Source organism: Blastocatellia bacterium, from assembly GCA_016713405.1.
Classification (GTDB): Bacteria; Acidobacteriota; Blastocatellia; order Chloracidobacteriales; family JADJPF01; genus JADJPF01.
This window is the reverse complement of sequence record JADJPF010000022.1, coordinates 40,834-61,909: the sequence shown is the minus strand read 5'-3', so window position 1 is coordinate 61,909 and position 21,076 is coordinate 40,834. Positions and strand designations below refer to the sequence as shown.

Genomic DNA, 21,076 nt, shown 5'->3' with positions numbered 1-21,076 from the left:
AATTAAAAACTTAGATTTAAGGGAAAAATGACAGAAAATAAACGTGTAGCGGTTATTGGGGCTGGTTTAGGTGGACTAGCAGTAGCGGCTTGTCTAGCAGCAAAAGGTTTTAAGGTAGATGTTTTTGAGCGACATAACCAGGTAGGTGGAAAAGCTTCTAGTTACTTTAAAGATGGTTTTACTTTTGATGAAGGCCCTTCAATTGTCGTTATGACCTGGGTTTATGAAGATCTGTTTCAAAAATTAGGACAAAATTTAACAGATTATTTACAATTTGAAAGATTAGATCCAGCTTTTCGGATTTTTACACCTCAAGGACAAATTTTAGATGTTCCTGCTCAAGAAAAAGAATTGCTGAACGTGATAGAAACTCTTTCAAAAAAAGATGCAAAAGCTTTTAAGCAGTTACTATCACAGTGTGATTTATTTGCGCGTATTTTTGCAAGAGATTTTTATGAAAAAATGTTTGCAGGCTTAAAAGATATATTTTTTTCCCGCCTAATGCCCTCATCAATAATTTTGCCACCAATGCGCAATTACTTAAAAGAAGTAAAACGACGTTTTCAACACGAACTTGTACAATCTTTATTAATAGGCTTTCCAATTTATGCAGGCTTAGACCCTCGCAATGCTCCTGCTTCGCTGCTATTAATCCCTTGGACAATTATTCGGGAAGGGGTTTGGTATCCAAAAGGCGGTATACATAAAATTCCTGAAGCTATTGCTAAATTAGCTGAAAAATTAGGCGTTAAGATTCACTTAAATAGTGATGTAACTATGATAGAAATAGATAAAACCTTAAAAGTTACAGGAATAAAAGTTAATGGCTTAAAGGAAAACTATCACACTGTAGTTTCTAATTCTGATTATGTTTTTACACATAGTTTATTATCTGGTGTAGACATTTGGCCCCAAGGTATTGAAAAGCTTCGTCAAGGCCAAGCTCAAGCTAGTGCCTCTTTTTTAACACTGGAATTAGCTTTATCTAATACTCTGCCTAAGTTAAAACACCATAATTTACTGCTTGATGGGGATCCGACTCCTTCCTATCATGATATTTTTGATCTTGGTGTGCTTCCCTCTAAAACTCCTATTTATATTAATGCTCCTGTTCGTAATGATCCAACACTTGCACCAGCAGGAAAAGATAATTTATTTGTAGTAATTTCTGTTCCTCCAAGAAAAGATCCTAATCCAGACATTTACCGGAATATAGAGAACATATATTAAATAAAATTCAAAACTTTGGACTTTCTGAAATAAAAAGCTCGCTACTTTTTCAACGCCTTACAACACCACTTACTTTTGAAGAGCGATTTTCTGCTTTTCGTGGCTCAATTTATGGTCTAGGCCCGGAACATAACATTCTTTATGGTGCTTTTCGTCCTCTTAATCAAAGCCAAGAAATTAAAGGGCTTTACTTTGTTGGTGGTGGAGTACAGCCCGGCGCAGGGATGCCTATGGTTGTACAAAGTGGAAAAATTGTTGCTGACTTAATTGCTAAAGAGCAAAATTAATATTAAAAACAACCAAATTGTTGCTAATTTATTTTAATCCTACAAAATTGTAATTTATCATCAAAATATGAAAAATAAAGCCTCAGAAATTAGTAAACTCTCTACATTACTAGAAATTAGCCAAGTTTTAAGCCTCACTTTAGAGTTAAAAGAAAGTTTAAGCCGTTTATTAGAAATTCTTGAACGTCGCCAACAAATGGAACATGGGACAATTGCACTACTAGATAGCAATCGTAAGGAAATTCTTATTGAAGTAGCCCATAACTTAACCTCAAGCCAAATAGAAAAAGGGCGTTATAAACTAGGCGAAGGAATTACAGGCACTGTTGTTGCTAGTGGGCGACCAGTTATTATACCTAAGCTAAGCCGAGAGCCGATGTTTCTTAACCGTACAGGAGCTAGACGTAATCTACATAAGCGGGAGCTTTCTTTTATTTGTGTTCCAATTATAGTTAATGGGCAAACACTTGGAGCTTTAAGCGTAGATCTACGCTTTCATAAAGATACAGATTTTAATCAAAAACTAGAATTTCTTACTATTGTTGCATCAATGATTGCTAGAAATTTACAGCTAAATCAAATGCTGGAAATGGAAAAGCGACGGCTTTTAGATGAAAATACTAACTTAAAACAAAAACTTCAAGAACGCTATAACTTTACAAATATTATTGGTTCTAGCTCTAGTATGAGGGCAGTTTATCAGCTTATTACTCAAGTAGCAACTACTAGTACAACAGTCTTAATACGTGGTGAATCTGGCACAGGAAAAGAATTAATTGCACAGGCTGTGCATTATTCATCTGAACGCTCTAGTAAGCCTTTTGTTAAAGTAAATAGTGCGGCTTTACCAGAAAGTTTAATTGAATCTGAGCTATTTGGTTATGAAAAAGGTGCTTTTACTGGTGCTAGTGCGCGTAAAAAAGGACGTTTTGAACTAGCTGAAGGAGGCACATTATTTTTAGATGAAATTGGCGAATTGTCCCCAGCCATACAAGTAAAGTTGCTTAGGGTTTTACAAGAAAAAGAATTTGAGCGAGTTGGAGGTGTAGAAACAATTAAAGTAAATGTAAGAATCATTGCTGCAACAAATAAAGACTTAGAAAAAGCTATAGAAAAAGGTACTTTTCGAGAAGATCTTTATTATCGGCTAAATGTTTTTTCTCTTTATTTGCCACCTTTAAGAGAGCGTCGGACAGATATTTTGTTACTGGCAGACCATTTTTTAGAAAAATATGCTCGTGAACATAACAAGGCTGTTAAACGAATTTCTACACCTGCTATTGATATGTTAATGTGCTATCACTGGCCAGGAAATGTTAGAGAACTTGAAAATTGCTTGGAACGTGCTGTTTTAATTTGTGATTCAGGAGTAATTCACGCACATCATTTGCCGCCTACACTGCAAACGGCGGAAGCTTCCAACACTGAACCTAGATTAAATTTAATTTCTTCTGTTGAAGCTTATGAAAAAGACCTTATCTTAGATGCCTTAAAATCTTGCCGAGGTAATCAAGCTAAAGCCGCTTTGCTGCTGGATACAACGGAAAGAATAATTAATTACAAAGTAAAAAAATATAAAATTGATTACCGCTGGTTTCGTAGCTAGCTACAATTTTGTAGTTTGACAAAAAACTAGCCACAGATTTGTAGTGAAATTTTCAGCTTAACGCTATTTTTATTATTCTCCTTAAAAACCCAGGAAATCTATAACCATTCTAAATGCTAGTAAATAGCTAAAAAGCTTAGATTAAAAATTTCTCTATGGCACTCTGATTGCCTAAAGTGAAAGCAAATAATCAAAACAGCATTAATTTATAGAATTTTACAAATAATCAAGGAGATTTTTTAATGGATAGCAGATCGCTAATCGAATATGCTAAAGCAGAAGAAGTTGAATTTTTTGACCTTAGATTTACAGATCTTTTTGGGGCATGGCATCATGTCGCCGTACCTATTGGAGAAATCAGCGAAGATAGCCTAGCAGAAGGCTTTGGATTTGATGCTTCTAGTTTACGGGGTTGGGCCGCAATTAATGAGTCTGATATGTTGTTAAATCCAGATATTTCTCGTCATTGGCTAGACCCTTTTAATACTCGCAAAACCTTATGTTTAATTTGTGATGTAACAGACCCAATTACTAAAGAAGGCTACTGGCTTGACCCAAGAGCCATTGCCCAACGTGCAGAAAGTTATCTACGCTCTACAGGCATTGCAGACATAATTAATTTTGGCCCAGAAGCAGAGTTTTTCATTTTTGATAGTGCTAGCTTTCATGCTAGTGCTAATTCTGCTGGCTACACCGTTGATAGTGAAGAAGGCCCTTGGAATTCAGAAAATGGAAATGGCTACCAAATCCGCCATAAAGAAGGCTATGTTCCACTTTCACCACAAGACACGCAAATAGACATTAGAGCAGATATTTGCGCCATTTTAGAACAATGTGGTATTCCTGTTGAACGTCACCATCACGAAGTTGCTACAGCAGGACAAGCTGAAATAGACTTTCGTTACTCTACATTAACTCGTACAGCAGATAATTTAATGATTTTCAAACACACAGTAAAAAATGTAGCTCGTCAAAATGGCAAAACAGCTACCTTTATGCCTAAGCCGCTTTATGGAGATAATGGAAATGGAATGCACTGCCATCAAAGCTTGTGGAAAGGTGAAAAGCCGCTTTTTGCTGGGGATGAGTATGCAGGGCTTTCAAAAACAGCACTTTACTATATTGGTGGACTCTTAAAACATGCTCCTGCTTTGGCTGCTTTTGCTGCACCTACAACCAATAGCTATAAGCGACTAGTCCCAGGCTTTGAAGCACCAGTAAATTTAGCTTATTCAGCACGTAATCGATCTGCTGCCGTAAGAATCCCTATGTTTTCACAAAATCCTAAAGCAAAACGTTTAGAATTTCGTCCACCTGATCCAAGTTGTAACCCTTATATTGCTTTTGCTGCAATGTTAATGGCTGGTATAGATGGCATTCAAAACAAAATTGACCCAGGCCCACCACTTGATAAAGATATTTATGATTTGCCTGTTGAAGAACTAAAACACGTTCCAAGCTTGCCAGGCTCGCTATCTGCTTCACTTTCAGCTTTAGAAAAAGATTGTGAATTTTTATTTAAGGGTGATGTGTTTAATGAAAGCTTTGTTAATCGATGGATTAAGTACAAATATGAAAAAGAGATCAACCCAGTAAATATGCGTCCACATCCGTTAGAATTTTCTCTTTACTATGATGTTTAATCTTAAAGTAGAAATACACTAAATAATTTTAGGGTGTGGAAGTCGTTTCACACCCTTTTTTGTTTAAGAAAATCTAACTTTATGAAAGCAATTGAAAAAATTCTACTGCTCGGTTTTCTACCCAAAAGGGATCTTCACTAGGTTGCTTTTCTCCTACATAGCCAACATGTCCGCCTGTTTCAGTTGCTAACAAGGCTACTGCCTCACTACGAGAGGTTTTTTCAAAAGGTGTAAAAGGTATAAATGGGTCATCTTTAGCTTGAATAATTAATGTTGGTACAGAAATATGTTTTAAGTATTGATCAGAGCTACATTTAGAATAATAGTCATTAGCATCCTTAAATCCATTACAAGGGCCAGCAATTAACTCATCAAAACGTCTTAGTGTCATTACTTGCCAAGGAGAAGGCAGTTTATAGCGTGTAGGATGTAGTTTTTGCCGGCGTTTATAACTTTTATATAGAGAAAGTAAAAAATTCCATTCATAAACCCAATTTTCGGCCCAATGTAACGAGTCCGAACAATCAGCTAAATCTATAGGCACAGAAATAGCGCAAACTCCTTTTAATGCTTGAGGTGGGTTGTCGCCATACTCACCAGCAAGTTTTAAGGATTGATTACCACCCAAAGAAAAGCCGACTACATAAACAGTTTTAATATTATCTTTAGTAGCTATTTCATCAATAATAACTCGTAAGTCATTTGTCAAGCCAGCATGATAAGGTGTAGGCGAAAGATGAAAAGTTTCTCCACAACCACGTTGATTAATTCTAATTACATTAAATCCAGCATTATAAGCTTTTAGTGCTGTTCCAACTGTGTATTTAGATTCACTAGAACCTTCTAAACCATGTACAACAATAACAGTAGGCTTTGTTTCTCTATTGGCTTGCCAACCGCAATGAGTAAGCATTTGCGCTTCGTCAGTAACTTGAAATAAACGCTGTTCGCTAATTTTTTCTACTCCAGGAAATTGACGTGAAATAAAATGACCAGCCATTGTCATTATATGCCGATTACGTAAGCTGCTGCGAGGAATAAACTTACGTGTAAGCATTGTAGATAAAGCTTGCTGTGCTGTAGAAGTTAATTTATTTAGCATAAGTATTTTTATTAGAAAGAAAAATTTGGATAAATTTAGATAATATAAGATAACAACAAACAAGCAAATATTTAATCATAAACACCTATAAATTTATTGACAATGTACGGCGTAACCACGTACATTAATACAAATTGATTTGCGTTGAGGGTAAAGACATGTCAACACAAAATAGCCGAAGTAGCCGAATAGAAGCAAGAATATCACCAGAAGTATTAGCACTTGTAAAACGGGCAGCAGAAATTCAAGGGCGTAGTGTAAGTGATTTTGTGGTGACAGCCGCCCAAGAAGCTGCTCAAAAAACCATAGAAGAAACAAACATAATTCGCCTGTCAATTGAGGATCAAGAAAAATTTGTTGATTTGTTGCTCAATCCACCAAATTTGTCTCCTGTTTTAGAAAAGGCTAAACAATATCATTCTAAAATGGTGGTAGAATCTAAGTGACAGCCAAATTTCTAATAGAAACACTTAATCAAACACATAATAGAAAAGAGTTTTGTTGTAGAGTAGAAGCTTTAGATAAATATTTTGTAGAGCAGGTGACGCAAGATATTCGTAGGCGTGTAACAGTTTGTTATGTAGCCCTAGAAACAACAACAAACAAAATAGCAGGGTACTACACATTAGCTGCTAGTAGAGTTTTGCTTACAGATATTCCCAAGGAATTAGTTAAAAGACTACCTCGTTATCCATCAGTTCCAGTAGCTCGTTTAGGTCGTCTTGCGGTTGATCAAAATTATCGAGGTCAAAAACTAGGCTCAGTCTTGCTATGGGATGCTATTTCTAGAACTTTACATTCAGAAATAGCTGTATTTGCTTTAGTTGTTGATGCTAAAGATGAACAAGCAGAAGCTTTTTATCGCTATCATGGATTTATTAATTTTGGTAGTTTACCTAAACAACTTATGCTTTCCCTTACAAAGCTTGTAGATAAGTAATTATTCTTAATTTTAGAAAGAGATAAGAATTTAATGACTAAATATATTAATCAAAAGCCTAATAATGAAGTTGTTCAAGATTTTGCTGATTATGTTTCTCCAGGTAAAGTAGCTATTTATAAACAGCTTGGTTTTGGTAGCGTGCCAGGAAAAAGAGAAGGTATTTATCTTTGGGACTTGGACGGAAAACGCTATATAAATTGTCGTTCTAGTGGGGGAGTTTTTAACTTAGGCCATCGCCCACCAAGAATAATTAATGCACTTCAAGAAGCTTTAGCAGAGCTTGACATTGGCGACCATATTTTAATGAGTGAACACAGGGCGCGACTAGCTAAACGGCTAGCAGAAATAACTCCAGGAGATATTCGCTATACTTTTTTTGCTCCTGGTGGAGGTGAAGCAGTTGACGTTGCTATAAAGCTAGCTAGAGGTTTTACTAAACGCCCTAACATTATTTCTGCTCAATATGGCTATCATGGTCATACAGGTTTTGCACTAGCAGCAGGCGATCCTAGCTTTAGCAAGCACTTTGGCCCATTGATGCCTGGTTTTTATCAAGTTCCTTTTGGCGATATAGAGGCAATGGACAGGGCTGTTACAGATGAAACAGCAGCAGTAATTTTAGAAACTATTCAAGCTACTGCTGGAATGATTATTCCGTCTGATAATTATTTGCCAGCCGTTAGAGAAATCTGTGACCGTAAAGGTGTAGTTTTAATACTTGATGAAGTGCAAGCGGGCTTGGGGCGCACCGGCAAGATTTGGGGCTGTGAACATTGGCAAGTAGTTCCAGATATTTTAGTTTCTGGAAAAGGAATGAGTTCAGCCGTTTATCCGCTAGCCGTTTGTTGTTTTCGTCCTCATTTAGACAAGTTTTTCCAAGAAAATCCTTTTGTGCATTTATGTTCTTTTGGCGGTTCAGACTTAGCTTGTATTACTTCACTTACAATGCTGGATCAAATTACTGAAGAAGGTTTCTTAGCTCATGTTAATGAGATGGGAAGCAAATTTGCCGCAGGTTTTGAAAAATTAAAAGCTAAATATCCTCAATTAGTAGCAGGTTATCGCCAACTAGGTTTAATGATGGCACTGGAATTAACTGATGATCGGTTAGGTGGGATGATGACTTTAGCATTAGGAAAATCAGGAATTTTGGGGATTTTTTCAGACTTTCGACAACGTGCTATTCAAGTCTTGCCTCCATTAATTATTACTGCTGAACAAGTTGATGAAGTTTTAGCAGGTTTTGACCAAGCACTAAGTTTGCTAGGTCAAATGCTTGCAAGCGGCATGGACGCTCCATATATTCCATAATGGAAAACAGTTTAAGAAGAGTAAAAATGATAGATTTTACAGAATTTAGTAATTTAGCAATAAAGAAACCATATAAAATAATCGATCTTTTTGCTGGTATAGGAGGAATGCGATTAGCTTTTGAATCCTTTGGTTGTAAAACAGTTTTTTCTTCTGAATGGGATAAATATGCACAAAAAATGTATAAAGCTAATTTTGGAGAAATTCCTTTTGGAGATATCAATTTAATTGATGCCAAAGATATTCCAGATCATGACATTTTGTTAGCAGGTTTCCCATGTCAGCCCTTTAGCATTGCAGGCAAACAACAAGGTTTTACAGATACTAGAGGAACATTATTTTTTAATATTGAGTCCATTTTAGCTACAAAAAGACCACAAGCTTTTTTGCTTGAAAATGTCAAAAGGCTTACATCACATAATGAAGGTAGAACTTTTGCAGTAATTACTGAAAAACTAAACCAATTAGGCTATAAAATTTATCATAAAGTGTTGAATTCACTTGATTTTGGTATTCCACAAAAAAGAGAACGAATTTATATTGTTGGTTTTTTATCGCCGATTGATTTTAAGTTTCCTAAACCGTTAGGTTATTACAAACCTTTGTCCGCAATCTTGCAAAAAGATGAGGAAATACCAAAAAACTATTTTCTTTCTGAAGAGCTTAAACAAAAAAGGTTTAACGCACTAAAAATTATTCCACCAAATCCATCTATTTGGCATGAAAATATTGGAGGGAACATTTCACCTTTACCTTATTCTTGTGCTTTACGTGCTGAAGGAAGTTATAACTATTTGGTAGTAAATGGGGTTAGGCGGTTGACGGATAGGGAAATGCTAAGATTACAAGGCTTTCCTGATGACTTTGTAATTAATATTCCCTACTCACAATGTCGCAAAGTTGCTGGAAATTCTGTAACAGTTCCTGTTATAAAAGCTATTGCAAATCAAATGATAAAAGCTATGAAAGAAAATAAAGAAGTTGTACAAGAAATGGTTCAAATGGCTTTAGAAATGGGTTTTTAAAATTTTTTAGTAAAAGAGACTACAATAAATTAAATGATATCTTGTGGTTATAAATTTTATGAGTGAAGAAGCAAAAATTTGTGATTTATGTAAAAGAGATGTGCCTAATTTAACTAGACATCATTTGATTCCTCGTACAAGGCATAAAAATAAAAAGAATAAGAAAATTTTTGATCGCAAAGAAGTCCGTGAACGATTAGTTTTGCTTTGTCGGCCTTGCCATCGCAATATTCACGCCCATTTAACAGAAAAACAGCTTGAATATGATTACAACACGGTAGAGAAATTGCTGGAACATCCTGAAATTAAAAAGTTTACTGAATGGATTAGCACAAAACCAGATTTAATTAGCCTACGAATTAAAGATGCTAATGAAAAGGGAAAATAACATTAAGTAAATAGTGTATAGAATTAACCACTACTCTATTTTATTAGTAATTGGTAACTCAACAATAAATTTAGTTCCAACAGGCAAGTTATCTTCTACTCTAATTTTTCCCATATGGTCATTAACAATATGACTAACAATTGCTAAACCAAGACCTGTGCCACGTTTACGAGTAGAAAAATAGGGCTGAAAAAGCTTTTCTCTATCTTCTACATTGATTCCATGACCTGTATCGCTAACAGTTAGGCGAATTAATTCTTTGTCTGAAAAAAATTCTGTAGTAATAGACAGTAGTTTTTCTTTTGTATCTTGCATAGATTCTGCTGCATTGTCGATTAAATTAACCATCACACGCTTAATTTGTTCTTTATCTAAGTTAATTAAGGGTAATTTCTCAGAAAGGTTAGTGGTAATTTTTACTTCATCAAGACGTTCTTCATATAGTTTTAAAGTTTCTACAATAACTTGGTTTAGTGAGCCTGGTTGTAATTGAACTTGAGGTAAGCGGGCAAAACGGGAAAACTCATCTACCATTCTTTGTAGTGTTCCAACTTCTTGTTTAATGGTAGTGGTGCATTCTTCAACGACATGTAAATACTTAGATTCTAAGGAATTAGCAACTTTTTGGGAATTTTTTGCTATTCGTTCAGCACAAAGTTGTATTGGAGTAAGAGGATTTTTTATTTCATGTGCCATGCGTCGGGCTACTTCGCTCCAAACTGCGCTACGTTGGGCAGCAATCAAATCTGAAATATCTTCAATCATTAATACAGAGCCTTGGAAAACACCATTTTTATCTCGTAAGGCAGTGATGGTTAAGGAAGTATGAAGTATGGAGTTTTGATTGTGAATTTCTAATTCTTGGTTAATTTGTCCAACACGGCGAGCTTTTCTAACTAAATAATTAATTTCTTTTTGGTTATCTATTGCAAATAAGTCAGTTATAGGTGTTTTGGTTGGTGGAGCAGAATCTAAACATAAAATATTAAGGGCTGCTTGATTAATAGTAATCATCTTATGTTCATTATCTAAAGAAATAATGCCAGTTGATAAGCTTTGCAAAATAGTTTCAATATAGCGGCGGCGTTCTTCTAATGCTCGATTGGTTTCACGTTGTTCTTTAGCTGCAAGGTCTAAGTTATGTCGATTTTCGCTTAATTGTGCAGCCATTTGATTAAAGGACTGTACAAGACTTGCTAGCTCATCTTCTGCTGGACAAAGAACCCTAATATCAAAATTACCACGAGTTAAAGCTTGTGTAGCCTCGGCTAGGGCTTGAATTGGGACGGTAATGCCATTAGCAACATAAAGAGCAATCCATGTAGCAGCAAAAATAAGCAGTAATGTCATTGCACCTAACAGATATAAATTAGTGATTTTAAGCTGTTTAGCATTACGGGAAAGACGATCTCGGTCTTCACCTTGTTTAGCTACTTCAACAAACATATCTGCTAAATTTTGAGGAAGCTGTTTAACTAAAAAAATTCCTCCAATGGATTTACTAGTTTGGTTGATTGGTTGACCAATTATTAAATAAAAAGTGCGGGAATCGTCGCCAGTCGTCCAGCGAGCATAAGCATTACCTAAACTAACTGCGCTACGGGCCTCAGCTAATTCTTTAGGATTTATTATGGGTTCAGTGTTTTGAAGAAAAACGGTTTTATCTAACAAGTTAACTTCAAGTAGGCGCAGTTGTTGATTACTATATTCTCTTTGTAAAAGACGTTTTTCTATATCATCTAAAATTAAATCTTGTTGTCGGCCACGCAGTCCAGTAACACGAAGTAGAGTACGGCTAATTTGTGAAAGGTCTTCTAACTGACGTTGTAAAAAGACTTGCTGCATATTAGTGGCACTCGCATAAAATTTATTTGCAGGTGAACTAAACCATATATCTAAACTTGTATTAAGAAGTCCATAGGCAAAGAAAAACTGTAAAATTGCTGGTAGTAAAGAAATTCCAATAGAAAATATTACCATTTTAGTCTTAAACTTTGACCCAAGACGTTGTTCGGCCCGCGCACGTCGGAGTTTAAGCAAATTACGGGTTAAAATTGCTAGTAAAACTAATGATGCAATAAAGTTAATAGAAGAAAGCGCGTAAAGTATTAATGTGTCGCTAGAACGCTCTGGAATAGGAATTAATGGTTTAACTGTACCTAAAGCAACTAATAGAGCAATTACTACAAAAGTGGTTATAGTTAGAAAAATTACTTGGTAGCGACGACCTCGCCCATCAGGGTTTGGTGCTGTCTCATTGTTCATAACTACCCCTTTAGATTAAAGTTAATGATTTGGATAATAGGATTCTAACAAAAGAAAAAGGGTGCAAGCTATGCACCCTTGGTTAGTTAAGAGGTTTTAATTATTTTTTATGCAGCTAATTGAGACATATTGGTTTTAGTTTTTAGGGTTTGGCGTAATTTGTCTTTGATACGCCGCAAAATGGATTCTACACTACTAGTTTTTAAGTCTAAATTTTCCGCTTCAATTACTTGTTTGGCAGACATACCAGCTAATAAACAGGATCTAAAAATTAATATGTCTCGTTGTCTGTTAGTACCAGCTAAAAATTTTTCAACTAATTGAGAAATTTGATAGTTACGTAAATCTCTTAAAAATTCCTTTTCTCCATCAGTTGATAAAAATAAATGAGTAATTTCTTGGCTACCTGACTTTTCACATTCTGCTTTGTCTAAAAGCATTTCTATAGACATTTCTGCACCACGCCGTTTATCAGCTAGTTGCTTGCGAAAATGTTCTGAAACTATGTTGGAGGCTATTTTTGATAAATAAGCTAGAAAAGAGCCTTCTGTTTCTCCTTGAAATTGTTGTAACGCTTGACGGTTAGATTCAAGTAGTTTGACATAAACTTCTTGAATTAAATCAGCAATGGTTTCTTTTATTATTGGGTTCATTAAATTGCTAGAAGAAGTACGGATTTTCCATGCTTTTTTAATATAAACTTCAATATAAGGATTAAATCTTTGATAAAACTCTTGCCATGCGGCTTCGTTTTTAGGTTGGCTACATAGTTTTATTAATTCTAAACTAGAGATATTTTGATAATCAGTTGAATTTATTGAGGTTATATTATTTGCTCGAAAAAGAGATTTTCTGCTAGTTTTTATACGGTACTTAATATTAGTATTATTTGTGGGCAACATAAAACTTTCCTTATTCTTTATGAGGATTAATTTGTATTTCGTCCCACAGTTTTTCAAAATGCGTACCAAAAATTTAACGGCAAAATATAGATTAACTAAGAATAGTTGTAAATAGCTGCAAAAGAAGTAGTAATTAGAAATGCAGTAATAAGAAATTTAAGTTTTAAGTCAATTAACTCTTAGATTTTAAGGCTGCAACTTGTCAGTTTTGACAGAATAAAAACTTGTCAGTTGTGGCAGATCTGCCAGTTTTGGCAATAAGTTAGCAAATATAGCTTCTGGGAATTTTACTTTCAGTACATCACCAAATTATGTTATATGATCTTAAGCATTACTAAAAAGCTAGTAAAACTTAGTAGTGTTAAATCTATTATTTTAGGAGTAAATGCAGTTTTAGTCTTTAACAGATTATTACTGTTAGTTTTTTATGGATGTAAACAAAATGCGTGAACAGCTACAACAAAATCCTAGTGTAAGAAATCGTGTGGCTAGACGAGCTTATGAACTTTTTATACTACGTGGTAGACAAATTGGACGAGAAGCCGAAGATTGGTTCAAAGCAGAAGCAGAAATATTAGCTGAACTTATGCAAGAAACTGCACAGCATAAAGAAGAAGCAACTAAATCAGAAGTTTCCCAGGAAGTAGCTTCCATAGAAGTAACCACAGTTGCCCCAAAGAAAAGAACTTATACAAGAAAGAAAAAGGATGCTGAAATTGTAGCTGAACAAGTAGAAGTAAAGCCTGAAGTTGTAGCTAAAGAAGCGGCTAAACCTGCTGCTAAAAGAGGTAGAAGCAAAACTACTGTTGCAACAGATCTTGCTTAGTTAATCCCTTCCAATTTTACTAAACTAAGATAAGCAATAAACTTAATTGCTATTGCTTATCTTAAATAACCAATAAAAATTACTTTGGTAATTAATCTAATTTATTTCCCATATAAACAGTAACATTAGATCCTTCTGCTAGAAATGCAGAACTAGGTTTAACTTTAAGAAATTCGCTAAATTCTGCTCCATAAAGCCCAGCTATATCACAATCAAATGTAGATTCTTTTACTGACCAAACTTTCCATGTAGGATGTTCAACTTTATATTCTGTTGTGCTGCCATCACTATGGCGAGTATAGCCCCAATAATGTTCAGCAATAAACTCTTCTTCTGAGCCAGGTTTTAATGAGTAGGATTGACCTGTAGGTTTAACACTAAGTGAATGCCACTTGTCTTCATATTCCCATTCATAAGCTACAAATTTAGGGTTTTGACTTTCGTCAAACTCTAAAGCGTGTCTAGTTGGAATGGAAATATAATGTTCTTCATAAATTGCACGAGCAACAAAAGCAATAGCAAATTTTGGGACAATTTCCTTAACAAAAACTACTCCGCGTCGCCATTCCCCATCTTTAGCTTTATGTCTTACATAAAACCTTAAGTTGATTTCCTCAAAATCTTGATGAAAAGGTATAGGTATACGTAAAACTTTAGTGTCATGAAAAAGAAATCCAACCATACTAACAAAAGTTTTTCCCTCAAATGTGTCTAATTCTGTTCCTGCGGGAAGACGTGAAAGCAATATTTTAGGGTCTACTTCATAATTTAGCATTGCTAAATATTTCCAATAAGCTGTTAGAAAAGCAGTTTGATTATTTTCCATAAATTATTGATTCTATTGGTTAAATATTATTTGAAAATTAAAAATTCAACTTATTATATTAAGTTTAGTTTATTTATAAAGCAAAATTTTTGTTTCAATACTTGCTGTTTAGAAAAATATTAGCAAAATGTAGTTTTTGTCAAAGCAAAACTTCAAAAAAACTAATTACTTTTCTGGTTTACAAAAAATGAGAATATTTATCTATCTTTTAATAATAATGTTAACCTTAAATTTACTTCTATTAAAATTCCCTATCAACTCTACCTTAGCACAAAGTAATAATAATGAATTAGCTATTTATCAGTCATTATTAGATTTAACCTTTCCTTTTACTATTATGTGTATTGCAGCACATCCAGACGATGAAGACAGCGACGCTTTAGCCTATTACCGCATGAAATATGGTGCGCGTACAGTTTTAGTTACTGCTACAAGGGGTGAGGGTGGGCAAAATTCCCAGGGAGCAGAACTTTATCAAGATTTAGCGGTGATTAGAGCAAAAGAAACTCAAGCAATGGCAAAACGCTTGGATACAATAACCTTTAATTTGGCTATGCCAGATTTTGGATTTTCTAAGTCTGCTCAAGAGACTTTTACTATTTGGAATCGTCGTGAAGCTTTGCGACGACTTGTTTTAGCTATTCGTGCTTACCAACCAGACATTATTATTACAGTTCATGACCGCAAAACTGGACATGGACATCATCAAGCAGCAAGGCTTTTAGCAGAAGAAGCTTATGATTTAGCTGCTGATCGTAATGCTTTTACTGAACAACTTAGCGGATTAAATAGACTAGAACCTTGGAAAGTCAAGCGTCTATTTGCTCGTACTTTAAGCAAGACAAATTTTGATACAGAATTTGATTCTAATCAAATTGCTAAAGTTTATAACCAGCCTTACTCACAAATAGGTTATCAATCTCGTTTAGAACATCGAACACAAGGCCCTTGGCCGGCAATTGAGCTAAAAGGCGAAAGAATGATCCGTCATAACTTGGTTAAAAGTGTAGATGAGGATTTCAACCGCTGGTATTTACTTTGGCAAAGGTTAACAGAAGTAGATATTTATAAAAAAATTCAACCTATTATTTTTGGTGAACAAATAGATAGTCCAGAAAAAACAGCAAAATTGCCTACTCCAGAGTTAATTAGTCGATTGATTAAAGCTCTTAATATAGTGAGAGAATACTTAAAGGAAGAAGGTAAAAATGATTTTAAGGCTAAAGTTTTAGCGGGAAAACTAGAAAAATCTCTACTCTTACTAACTAAAATTTCATTAAAAGTTATTGCTAATAAAGAGACAGTTTCACCAACTGAAGAACTAAGCGCAACAGTAACATTAAGTAATAACAGTGCTTTAGCTGTAGAGGCTAAACCCATAAGCATTTCTTTACCAGAGAATTGGGAGTTTGAAGAAAAAACAAAATTAAACACCAATTTAGAAGCAGGAGCAAATAGTAGCCAGGAGTTAACACTTAAACTTAATGAATTTGCTCGAACAACTTTACCTTTAGTAGATCATATTTATGATTTAGATTTTTTAGAGCCACAAATAAACATTGCTGCTAAAGTTTCTTTACCTGAACTTTTGGAACCAATTTTATTAACTGCCACAACTAGAGTTGAAGTTAATCCATTGATAGAGATGGAAATAAGCCCTAATAATAAGCTAGTTAATATTACTGACTCAGGCGAAACAAATTCTTATCCAGTACAAATAAAGATTACTAATCGCTCTCGTACTACTATTTTAGGTCGGTTACGTCCATCAACTGTACCCCCAATACAAATTACACCTCAAGAACAACAGCTAAAAGTTGAAGGACAATCAACTAGTATTGTTACTTTTTTTGTTGCTATAGGTCGTCCAGTACCAGAAGGACTAGCTAGACTACCAATTATTTTTGTAGATGATTATGGCCGAGAAGTCGTTAGCAAAGAGCTAAGAATGAATTTAATCCGAGTTTTATCAGCTAATGTTGATATAGGATATTTACGTACTTTTGATTTTACTTTGCCACAAACACTAGATTTTTATGGTGTATCAAATAGAGAAATAACCGTAAAGGAAATAACAGAAGGAAACTTAAATAGTAGTTTTAATACAATAGTTTTAGATAATCGTGCCTATTTAGCTTATCCTGAACTAGAAAAAGCTAATCAAAAACTACTCAATTTTGTACGTAATGGAGGCACATTAATAGTTTTCTATCAACGTGCAAGCGATTGGAATGACAAGCAGTTAAGTCCATATCCAATTAAAATAGGTGATGAAAGAATAACTAATGAAAATGCACCAGTAGATATTTTAGTAAAAGATCACCCATTGATAACTTCCCCAAATAAAATTACAGTAGCAGATTTTCAAGGCTGGATACAAGAGCGAGGATTAAATTTTCCTAGTGAATGGGATGAACGTTATTTTACTTTGCTTTCCTGTTCTGATCCTGATGAAGAAGAATTAAAAAGCGGGCTACTTGTAGCAGGTCATGGTCGAGGTCAATATATTTATGTTAGCTATGCCTTAAGTCGTCAGTTAAGAGCTTTTAATCCTGGTGCCTTTCATTTATTTGCTAATATGATAAGTCTACCTAAAACAAAATAAATTTGCCTGAAATTTGTCTAAGGATTTTCTTGACAGTTTATCTAACTTCTTTATTATCTTTAGATAAATCTATTTATTCTATATTATAATACATAAGATTTGAATGTTAAGTATTATAATATTCTAGGATTTCAACCCTAGGAAATTTTTGCTATAATACGTAGGTATAAACCCTGCGCTACATATCTATTGCCCCGCTGGGGCTTAAGATTAAAATATCAGTAAATTTAGTTTACACTGTATTAATTTTCATCAGACCAAATTAATTTTATTGTTGGTTTTTCTCTATAAACTCGCTCTCTTGGATAAGAAAGGGCATTTTGTACATATCGAACCCCATCAATGTTTACATCCCAATTAATATGGCTATGACCAAAAATATGAGTTGTTGATTTTATTGCTCGGATTTGACGATCTAAGCCTATGCAGCCAGATACTTTTGGCAGTGCCTTAAATTTTAACCATTCCCTAGAAGGTAATAATTCTTGTCTTGGAAGAAAATGAGAAAATGAAATTACTTTTTTAGTGTAATTATTGATTCTATCTTGGTTTAGTTTAAGAAAATGTCCAGCAATAGAGTTAATATCCTCGGGCCAGCGACAAAAATAAAAATCTGACCATTCAGGCGGCTGATTATCTTTTGATTCACTGTCAAAAGAGCTTTCATACCAAGAAAATAGTGGAACAATAGCTATATTTGCTAATTCAATTGCTTGTGTGTTTACATCAATGTGTTTACATAATTCTAATATACTAGCAAATTTATCTAGTGAATGGTTGTTTTCTCCCTTTACCCAAAGCTCATGATTACCTGGTACATAACAAACCTGTTGAAATTTGGTTTTTAATAATTCCAATGTATCTTTAATAATGGATAATTTATGAGCAATATCACCTGCAACAATCAGCAAGTCTTTTTGATAAGCTGTTTGGGAAAGTTGTTCAAGAAGCGTCCAGTTTTCCTTAAAATCTGTATGTAAATCTGAGGTAGCAAAAATGCGCATAATTGGTTGATAACCTTGACATTAATAAGCTGATTTTGTTAGATTAATGCCCACTTTGAAAGCGGGTGTAACTCAATGGTAGAGTGTCAGCTTCCCAAGCTGAAAGTTGTGGGTTCGATCCCCATCACCCGCTTAAATTTACTGCAAAAATCTATTATTTAACAACTACATTATTGATTTTACCAACCCACCATCTACCGCTACAGTTGTTCCATTAATATAACTTGCACGTTCTGATGCTAGAAATACTACATAATCAGCAATCTCTGATGGTTGAGCAAGCCGGCCTATGGGGACATCTGTTTCCCATTGTTTAACTACTTGTTCTTGAGCAATGTTATTATTTTTTGCTCGAATATTTACAAGCTCTTGCAAACGTTCGGTTAAAGTATAGCCAGGACAAACATTATTTACCAAAATATTATCTTTACCTAGCTCATTAGCTAAACTTTTAGCAAGTCCTACTACTCCAGCACGTAAGGAATTAGAAAGAATTAAATCATTAATAGGCTGTTTTACAGAAATAGAAGTAATATTTATAATTCGTCCCCATTGTCTAGTTTGCATATGAGGAATAACCGCACGACAAGCATTAACTACACTCATTAAAATTAAATCTATTCCATGTTGCCAAGCTTCTATAGAAGTAGATTGGAATTTAGTTGCATGCGGGCCACCTGAATTATTAACCAAAATATCAATATGCCCAAAACTACCTATAGCTTGTTTAACTAAACGGTCAATGTCCTCTGCTTTTGTGACATCTGCTGTTAAACCTATGACCTGAGTTTTATAAGTTTCTCTTAAATATTTAGTAGTTTTCTCTAGTGTTTCTATATTACGAGCGCAAATTACTAAAGATGTTCCTTCAGCAGCTAATCCTTCAGCAATAGCCTTACCAATGCCTTGACTAGCTCCTGTTACTATGGCTACACGGTCTTTTAATCCTAAATCCATAACGGCTCCCTAAAAGTTTTACGTAAGATTGTAACTTGAAAGAACCTTTTAACAAAACCAAACTATTTTTAATTTCCCTAAAAATTATCTAAAAACTTGATATTTTTTTAGATTTGTTTGCGCGTCTTCTTAGTGAAAGCAACTTTAATAAAAATAAAAATTTAATTTTTGGAGTTTACAATGAAAACAATAGAGAAAATTTCACGCTTTTCTTTTATCAAATATTTAGCTTTAATGGCTGTAACGCTATGTCTTTGCCTTGCTAATGTAACATCAAGTTATGCACAAGAATCTAACAAAGGAGATTTTTCAGGCGTTATTAAGTCAAAAAATGGCTCAATGCTAGAATTTGAAGGTGGTTTTGCTGTTGATACTGCTGGAGCAGATATTGCTAGTCAAGCAGGTGCCTTTAATTTATCACTAATAGAAGTGCTAACAAATACACCTGCTACGGCCCGCATTGAGCTTGATTCACGCTCAACACCAGATCGTGTAGTACTAAAAGCAGACCATGTTAGTGTAGGGCTTTTACCTAACGAAGTAGTTTTTATTGCACCAATTCAAAAAATAGACGGTAAAACAATCACAGTTTTTTCTAAAGATATCAGTATTGAAGATGAAACTCTAGTTTTACGTAGAAAAAAGAAAAAAGCTAAACTTTCTACTTTTGCAACAATTAATTTAGGCGATACCGTTTTAGTGGATGCTTTATTTGTCAACGGTCAACTTACTGCTAGAAAAATCATAAAGGTAGAAACCCCAGTTTATGGAAATGGCTTTTTTGTTATCGGCAATGTTGAAAATGTCAATCTTCCATCCGTAAATTTAGTAGGTGGTGTTGAAGTACAACTTTCTAATTTTATGTTTAATGCCAATATTGAAAAAGATGATTTAATGTATTTTGGCTTTATACCTAATGCAGACGCAACAACTCCACCATTAAACAAAATTTTTGCAGTAGCTTTATCTAAAAACTTTCGTGAACCTTATTTAGCTGGAAAAGCAGATAAAGTTGATTTAAGTAAAAATACTATTACTATGTTTAATCGTGAGATTCGTGTAACTAGTGAAACAAATTTTGATGGCGATAATAAAGACCTAAAATCGCTAAATCCTGCACAACCATTATTTGTTAGCTTTATGATTACTGCTAGTGGCGAGCTAGTTGCTAAAACCGTCAATCAAAATAACTTAGATGAAAAATAACTAATCTATTTCCTTATCTCTTTAACTTTATTTCTTTAACTATAAAAAGCAAGGTAAGAAGTTTTTCTTATCTTGCTTTTTGTATTATGTGGCATAGGATTATTGCAATAAAGTTTTTAGGTTGTTAAAATCCCATTAGTTTCTTGTTTATCTATTCTTGTAATTAATAGCATGAATTACTACTTATCAAAACTCTCTAAAAGTGAGCTAAAACTTTCTATATTAAAGTTTGTAGTAGTAAACCTGCTTTTTGCTATTGTTATAAGTAATACACATCTGTTTAATTTACTACCTAGTAAAATTTTTTCTTCTCAAAGCTGTGGTAGTGAAATGTCCTCAAGTTGTGGAATGGCTTGTTGTGCTGGCAAGTCTGAATCGGGTTCTTGTTGTAAGCCTAAATCTAGCCAAATAAATAGCTTAGAGTCATCTAGTTGTCATTCTGAGTCTGATAGCGAAGAAACAGACGAGGCAGTATTTTTACAGATCAATGTTTCTTTTTTTGCAGATTATTATCTTGCAAAAGAAAAAGACACTTTAACTAAGGAATATCTTAAAAGCCAAGCTAAACCAAAACTTTCTGCTGCTTTTAGTAAACCTTGTCCTTGTGACTCACAAAATATTGCTACACAGTTTCGCTTTAACCTTGCTTTAATAATTGTAATAGGCAATCTGCAACCTCGCCCGCCTACAATTAAAAGTAAATTTGATCTTTTCTATCCTTCAAAAGACAAATCCTATAGCTATAAAACTGATCCTAGTCGCGCACCTCCTAGCATTTCTTAAATTTTTTAATTAATTGCTAAAAACTAAGGTTAATAATTCTAAACAAAAGCTTTAGCTAAATTCTAGCTATTTGTTTAACTCTTTTATTTACCTACAAAAAATAACTTAAACCTGGCTGCACAAAATTTTTAGTCAGGATTAATCTTACTTTTTTAAGTAATTGATTA

General features: G+C 34.2%; 18 protein-coding genes and 1 tRNA gene. 13 read left to right on the top strand and 6 right to left on the bottom strand.

All coding sequences use genetic code 11. The annotated features are described in order from the left end of the window. Positions 1-27: 27 nt before the first annotated feature. The 3 genes from crtI (at position 28) to glnA (ending at position 4,766) form a co-directional block, all read left to right on the top strand. Entirely contained in the window at positions 28-1,230 is a 1,203-nt protein-coding gene (gene crtI / locus IPK14_21785) for a phytoene desaturase (protein ID MBK7995906.1), read from the top strand. Between the two features lie 354 nt (positions 1,231-1,584). Then, positions 1,585-3,123 (top strand): nif-specific transcriptional activator NifA, encoded by a 1,539-nt coding sequence (gene nifA, locus IPK14_21780; GenBank protein ID MBK7995905.1) that lies wholly within the window; start codon positions 1,585-1,587, stop codon positions 3,121-3,123. 242 nt (positions 3,124-3,365) lie between these two features. After that, positions 3,366-4,766 carry a type I glutamate--ammonia ligase gene (gene glnA / locus IPK14_21775; protein ID MBK7995904.1) on the top strand — a complete coding sequence of 467 codons (1,401 nt, stop codon included), beginning with the start codon at positions 3,366-3,368 and terminating at the stop codon, positions 4,764-4,766. Between the two features lie 79 nt (positions 4,767-4,845). On the opposite strand, the gene IPK14_21770 is transcribed toward glnA, so the two are convergent. Beyond that, complete coding sequence (locus tag IPK14_21770; protein ID MBK7995903.1) at positions 4,846-5,868, bottom strand: alpha/beta fold hydrolase; 1,023 nt, start codon at positions 5,866-5,868, stop codon at positions 4,846-4,848. Between the two features lie 158 nt (positions 5,869-6,026). Here IPK14_21770 and IPK14_21765 point away from each other — a divergent pair, with 158 nt between their 5' ends. From IPK14_21765 to IPK14_21745, 5 genes are read left to right on the top strand one after another with little or no spacing between them, the layout of a single operon-like run. After that, positions 6,027-6,314 carry a DUF1778 domain-containing protein gene (locus tag IPK14_21765; GenBank protein MBK7995902.1) on the top strand — a complete coding sequence of 96 codons (288 nt, stop codon included), beginning with the start codon at positions 6,027-6,029 and terminating at the stop codon, positions 6,312-6,314. After that, positions 6,311-6,808 (top strand): GNAT family N-acetyltransferase, encoded by a 498-nt coding sequence (locus tag IPK14_21760; protein MBK7995901.1) that lies wholly within the window; start codon positions 6,311-6,313, stop codon positions 6,806-6,808. Before IPK14_21765 ends, IPK14_21760 begins: the two co-directional genes overlap by 4 nt. A 33-nt stretch (positions 6,809-6,841) precedes the next feature. Next, positions 6,842-8,122, top strand: coding sequence for an aspartate aminotransferase family protein (locus tag IPK14_21755; protein MBK7995900.1), 1,281 nt, complete (start codon positions 6,842-6,844; stop codon positions 8,120-8,122). Between the two features lie 26 nt (positions 8,123-8,148). After that, a complete protein-coding gene (locus tag IPK14_21750; GenBank protein MBK7995899.1) occupies positions 8,149-9,147 on the top strand; it encodes a DNA cytosine methyltransferase in 999 nt (332 codons plus the stop codon). A gap of 58 nt (positions 9,148-9,205) precedes the next feature. Continuing rightward, positions 9,206-9,535: a hypothetical protein gene (locus tag IPK14_21745; GenBank protein ID MBK7995898.1), complete on the top strand. Its 330-nt coding sequence runs from the start codon at positions 9,206-9,208 to the stop codon at positions 9,533-9,535. A gap of 30 nt (positions 9,536-9,565) precedes the next feature. Here IPK14_21745 and IPK14_21740 read toward each other — a convergent pair whose 3' ends face one another. Further along, positions 9,566-11,800, bottom strand: a complete 2,235-nt coding sequence (locus IPK14_21740) for a HAMP domain-containing protein (protein MBK7995897.1) — start codon at positions 11,798-11,800, stop codon at positions 9,566-9,568. A 107-nt stretch (positions 11,801-11,907) separates the two neighbouring features. Continuing rightward, entirely contained in the window at positions 11,908-12,702 is a 795-nt protein-coding gene (locus IPK14_21735; GenBank protein MBK7995896.1) for a sigma-70 family RNA polymerase sigma factor, read from the bottom strand. A gap of 442 nt (positions 12,703-13,144) precedes the next feature. Here IPK14_21735 and IPK14_21730 point away from each other — a divergent pair, with 442 nt between their 5' ends. Then, on the top strand, positions 13,145-13,528 hold the full coding sequence (locus IPK14_21730) for a DUF2934 domain-containing protein (protein ID MBK7995895.1): 384 nt from the start codon (positions 13,145-13,147) through the stop codon (positions 13,526-13,528). Positions 13,529-13,619: 91 nt separating this feature from the next. Here the strand turns inward: IPK14_21730 and IPK14_21725 are convergent, their stop codons facing one another. Further along, complete coding sequence (locus IPK14_21725; GenBank protein ID MBK7995894.1) at positions 13,620-14,354, bottom strand: DUF2071 domain-containing protein; 735 nt, start codon at positions 14,352-14,354, stop codon at positions 13,620-13,622. A gap of 187 nt (positions 14,355-14,541) precedes the next feature. Here IPK14_21725 and IPK14_21720 point away from each other — a divergent pair, with 187 nt between their 5' ends. Further along, positions 14,542-16,959, top strand: a complete 2,418-nt coding sequence (locus IPK14_21720; protein MBK7995893.1) for a PIG-L family deacetylase — start codon at positions 14,542-14,544, stop codon at positions 16,957-16,959. A 242-nt stretch (positions 16,960-17,201) separates the two neighbouring features. Here IPK14_21720 and IPK14_21715 read toward each other — a convergent pair whose 3' ends face one another. Beyond that, the gene (locus tag IPK14_21715; protein ID MBK7995892.1) at positions 17,202-17,963 is read right to left on the bottom strand and encodes a metallophosphoesterase; all 762 of its coding nucleotides are present in this window, start codon (positions 17,961-17,963) and stop codon (positions 17,202-17,204) included. Positions 17,964-18,024: 61 nt separating this feature from the next. Here IPK14_21715 and IPK14_21710 point away from each other — a divergent pair. Continuing rightward, positions 18,025-18,096, top strand: a tRNA-Gly gene (locus IPK14_21710). 32 nt (positions 18,097-18,128) lie between these two features. Here the strand turns inward: IPK14_21710 and IPK14_21705 are convergent. Then, positions 18,129-18,920: an SDR family oxidoreductase gene (locus IPK14_21705; GenBank protein ID MBK7995891.1), complete on the bottom strand. Its 792-nt coding sequence runs from the start codon at positions 18,918-18,920 to the stop codon at positions 18,129-18,131. Between the two features lie 180 nt (positions 18,921-19,100). On the opposite strand from IPK14_21705, the gene IPK14_21700 reads away from it, so the two are divergent. Continuing rightward, positions 19,101-20,126 carry a hypothetical protein gene (locus IPK14_21700; GenBank protein MBK7995890.1) on the top strand — a complete coding sequence of 342 codons (1,026 nt, stop codon included), beginning with the start codon at positions 19,101-19,103 and terminating at the stop codon, positions 20,124-20,126. Between the two features lie 171 nt (positions 20,127-20,297). Beyond that, positions 20,298-20,909, top strand: a complete 612-nt coding sequence (locus tag IPK14_21695; GenBank protein MBK7995889.1) for a hypothetical protein — start codon at positions 20,298-20,300, stop codon at positions 20,907-20,909. The last annotated feature ends 167 nt before the right edge of the window (positions 20,910-21,076 follow it).

What these genes read in the sequence shown, in the direction of transcription:
- crtI (MBK7995906.1), top strand. Translation starts at nt 28, where the DNA reads ATGACAGAAAATAAACGTGTAGCGGTTATTGGGGCTGGTTTAGGTGGA.
- IPK14_21715 (MBK7995892.1), bottom strand. Translation starts at nt 17,963, where the DNA reads ATGCGCATTTTTGCTACCTCAGATTTACATACAGATTTTAAGGAAAAC.
- nifA (MBK7995905.1), top strand. Translation starts at nt 1,585, where the DNA reads ATGAAAAATAAAGCCTCAGAAATTAGTAAACTCTCTACATTACTAGAA.
- IPK14_21750 (MBK7995899.1), top strand. Translation starts at nt 8,149, where the DNA reads ATGATAGATTTTACAGAATTTAGTAATTTAGCAATAAAGAAACCATAT.
- IPK14_21695 (MBK7995889.1), top strand. Translation starts at nt 20,298, where the DNA reads ATGAATTACTACTTATCAAAACTCTCTAAAAGTGAGCTAAAACTTTCT.
- IPK14_21770 (MBK7995903.1), bottom strand. Translation starts at nt 5,868, where the DNA reads ATGCTAAATAAATTAACTTCTACAGCACAGCAAGCTTTATCTACAATG.
- IPK14_21735 (MBK7995896.1), bottom strand. Translation starts at nt 12,702, where the DNA reads ATGTTGCCCACAAATAATACTAATATTAAGTACCGTATAAAAACTAGC.
- IPK14_21700 (MBK7995890.1), top strand. Translation starts at nt 19,101, where the DNA reads ATGAAAACAATAGAGAAAATTTCACGCTTTTCTTTTATCAAATATTTA.
- IPK14_21725 (MBK7995894.1), bottom strand. Translation starts at nt 14,354, where the DNA reads ATGGAAAATAATCAAACTGCTTTTCTAACAGCTTATTGGAAATATTTA.
- IPK14_21720 (MBK7995893.1), top strand. Translation starts at nt 14,542, where the DNA reads ATGAGAATATTTATCTATCTTTTAATAATAATGTTAACCTTAAATTTA.
- glnA (MBK7995904.1), top strand. Translation starts at nt 3,366, where the DNA reads ATGGATAGCAGATCGCTAATCGAATATGCTAAAGCAGAAGAAGTTGAA.
- IPK14_21740 (MBK7995897.1), bottom strand. Translation starts at nt 11,800, where the DNA reads ATGAACAATGAGACAGCACCAAACCCTGATGGGCGAGGTCGTCGCTAC.
- IPK14_21705 (MBK7995891.1), bottom strand. Translation starts at nt 18,920, where the DNA reads ATGGATTTAGGATTAAAAGACCGTGTAGCCATAGTAACAGGAGCTAGT.
- IPK14_21755 (MBK7995900.1), top strand. Translation starts at nt 6,842, where the DNA reads ATGACTAAATATATTAATCAAAAGCCTAATAATGAAGTTGTTCAAGAT.
- IPK14_21765 (MBK7995902.1), top strand. Translation starts at nt 6,027, where the DNA reads ATGTCAACACAAAATAGCCGAAGTAGCCGAATAGAAGCAAGAATATCA.
- IPK14_21745 (MBK7995898.1), top strand. Translation starts at nt 9,206, where the DNA reads ATGAGTGAAGAAGCAAAAATTTGTGATTTATGTAAAAGAGATGTGCCT.
- IPK14_21730 (MBK7995895.1), top strand. Translation starts at nt 13,145, where the DNA reads ATGCGTGAACAGCTACAACAAAATCCTAGTGTAAGAAATCGTGTGGCT.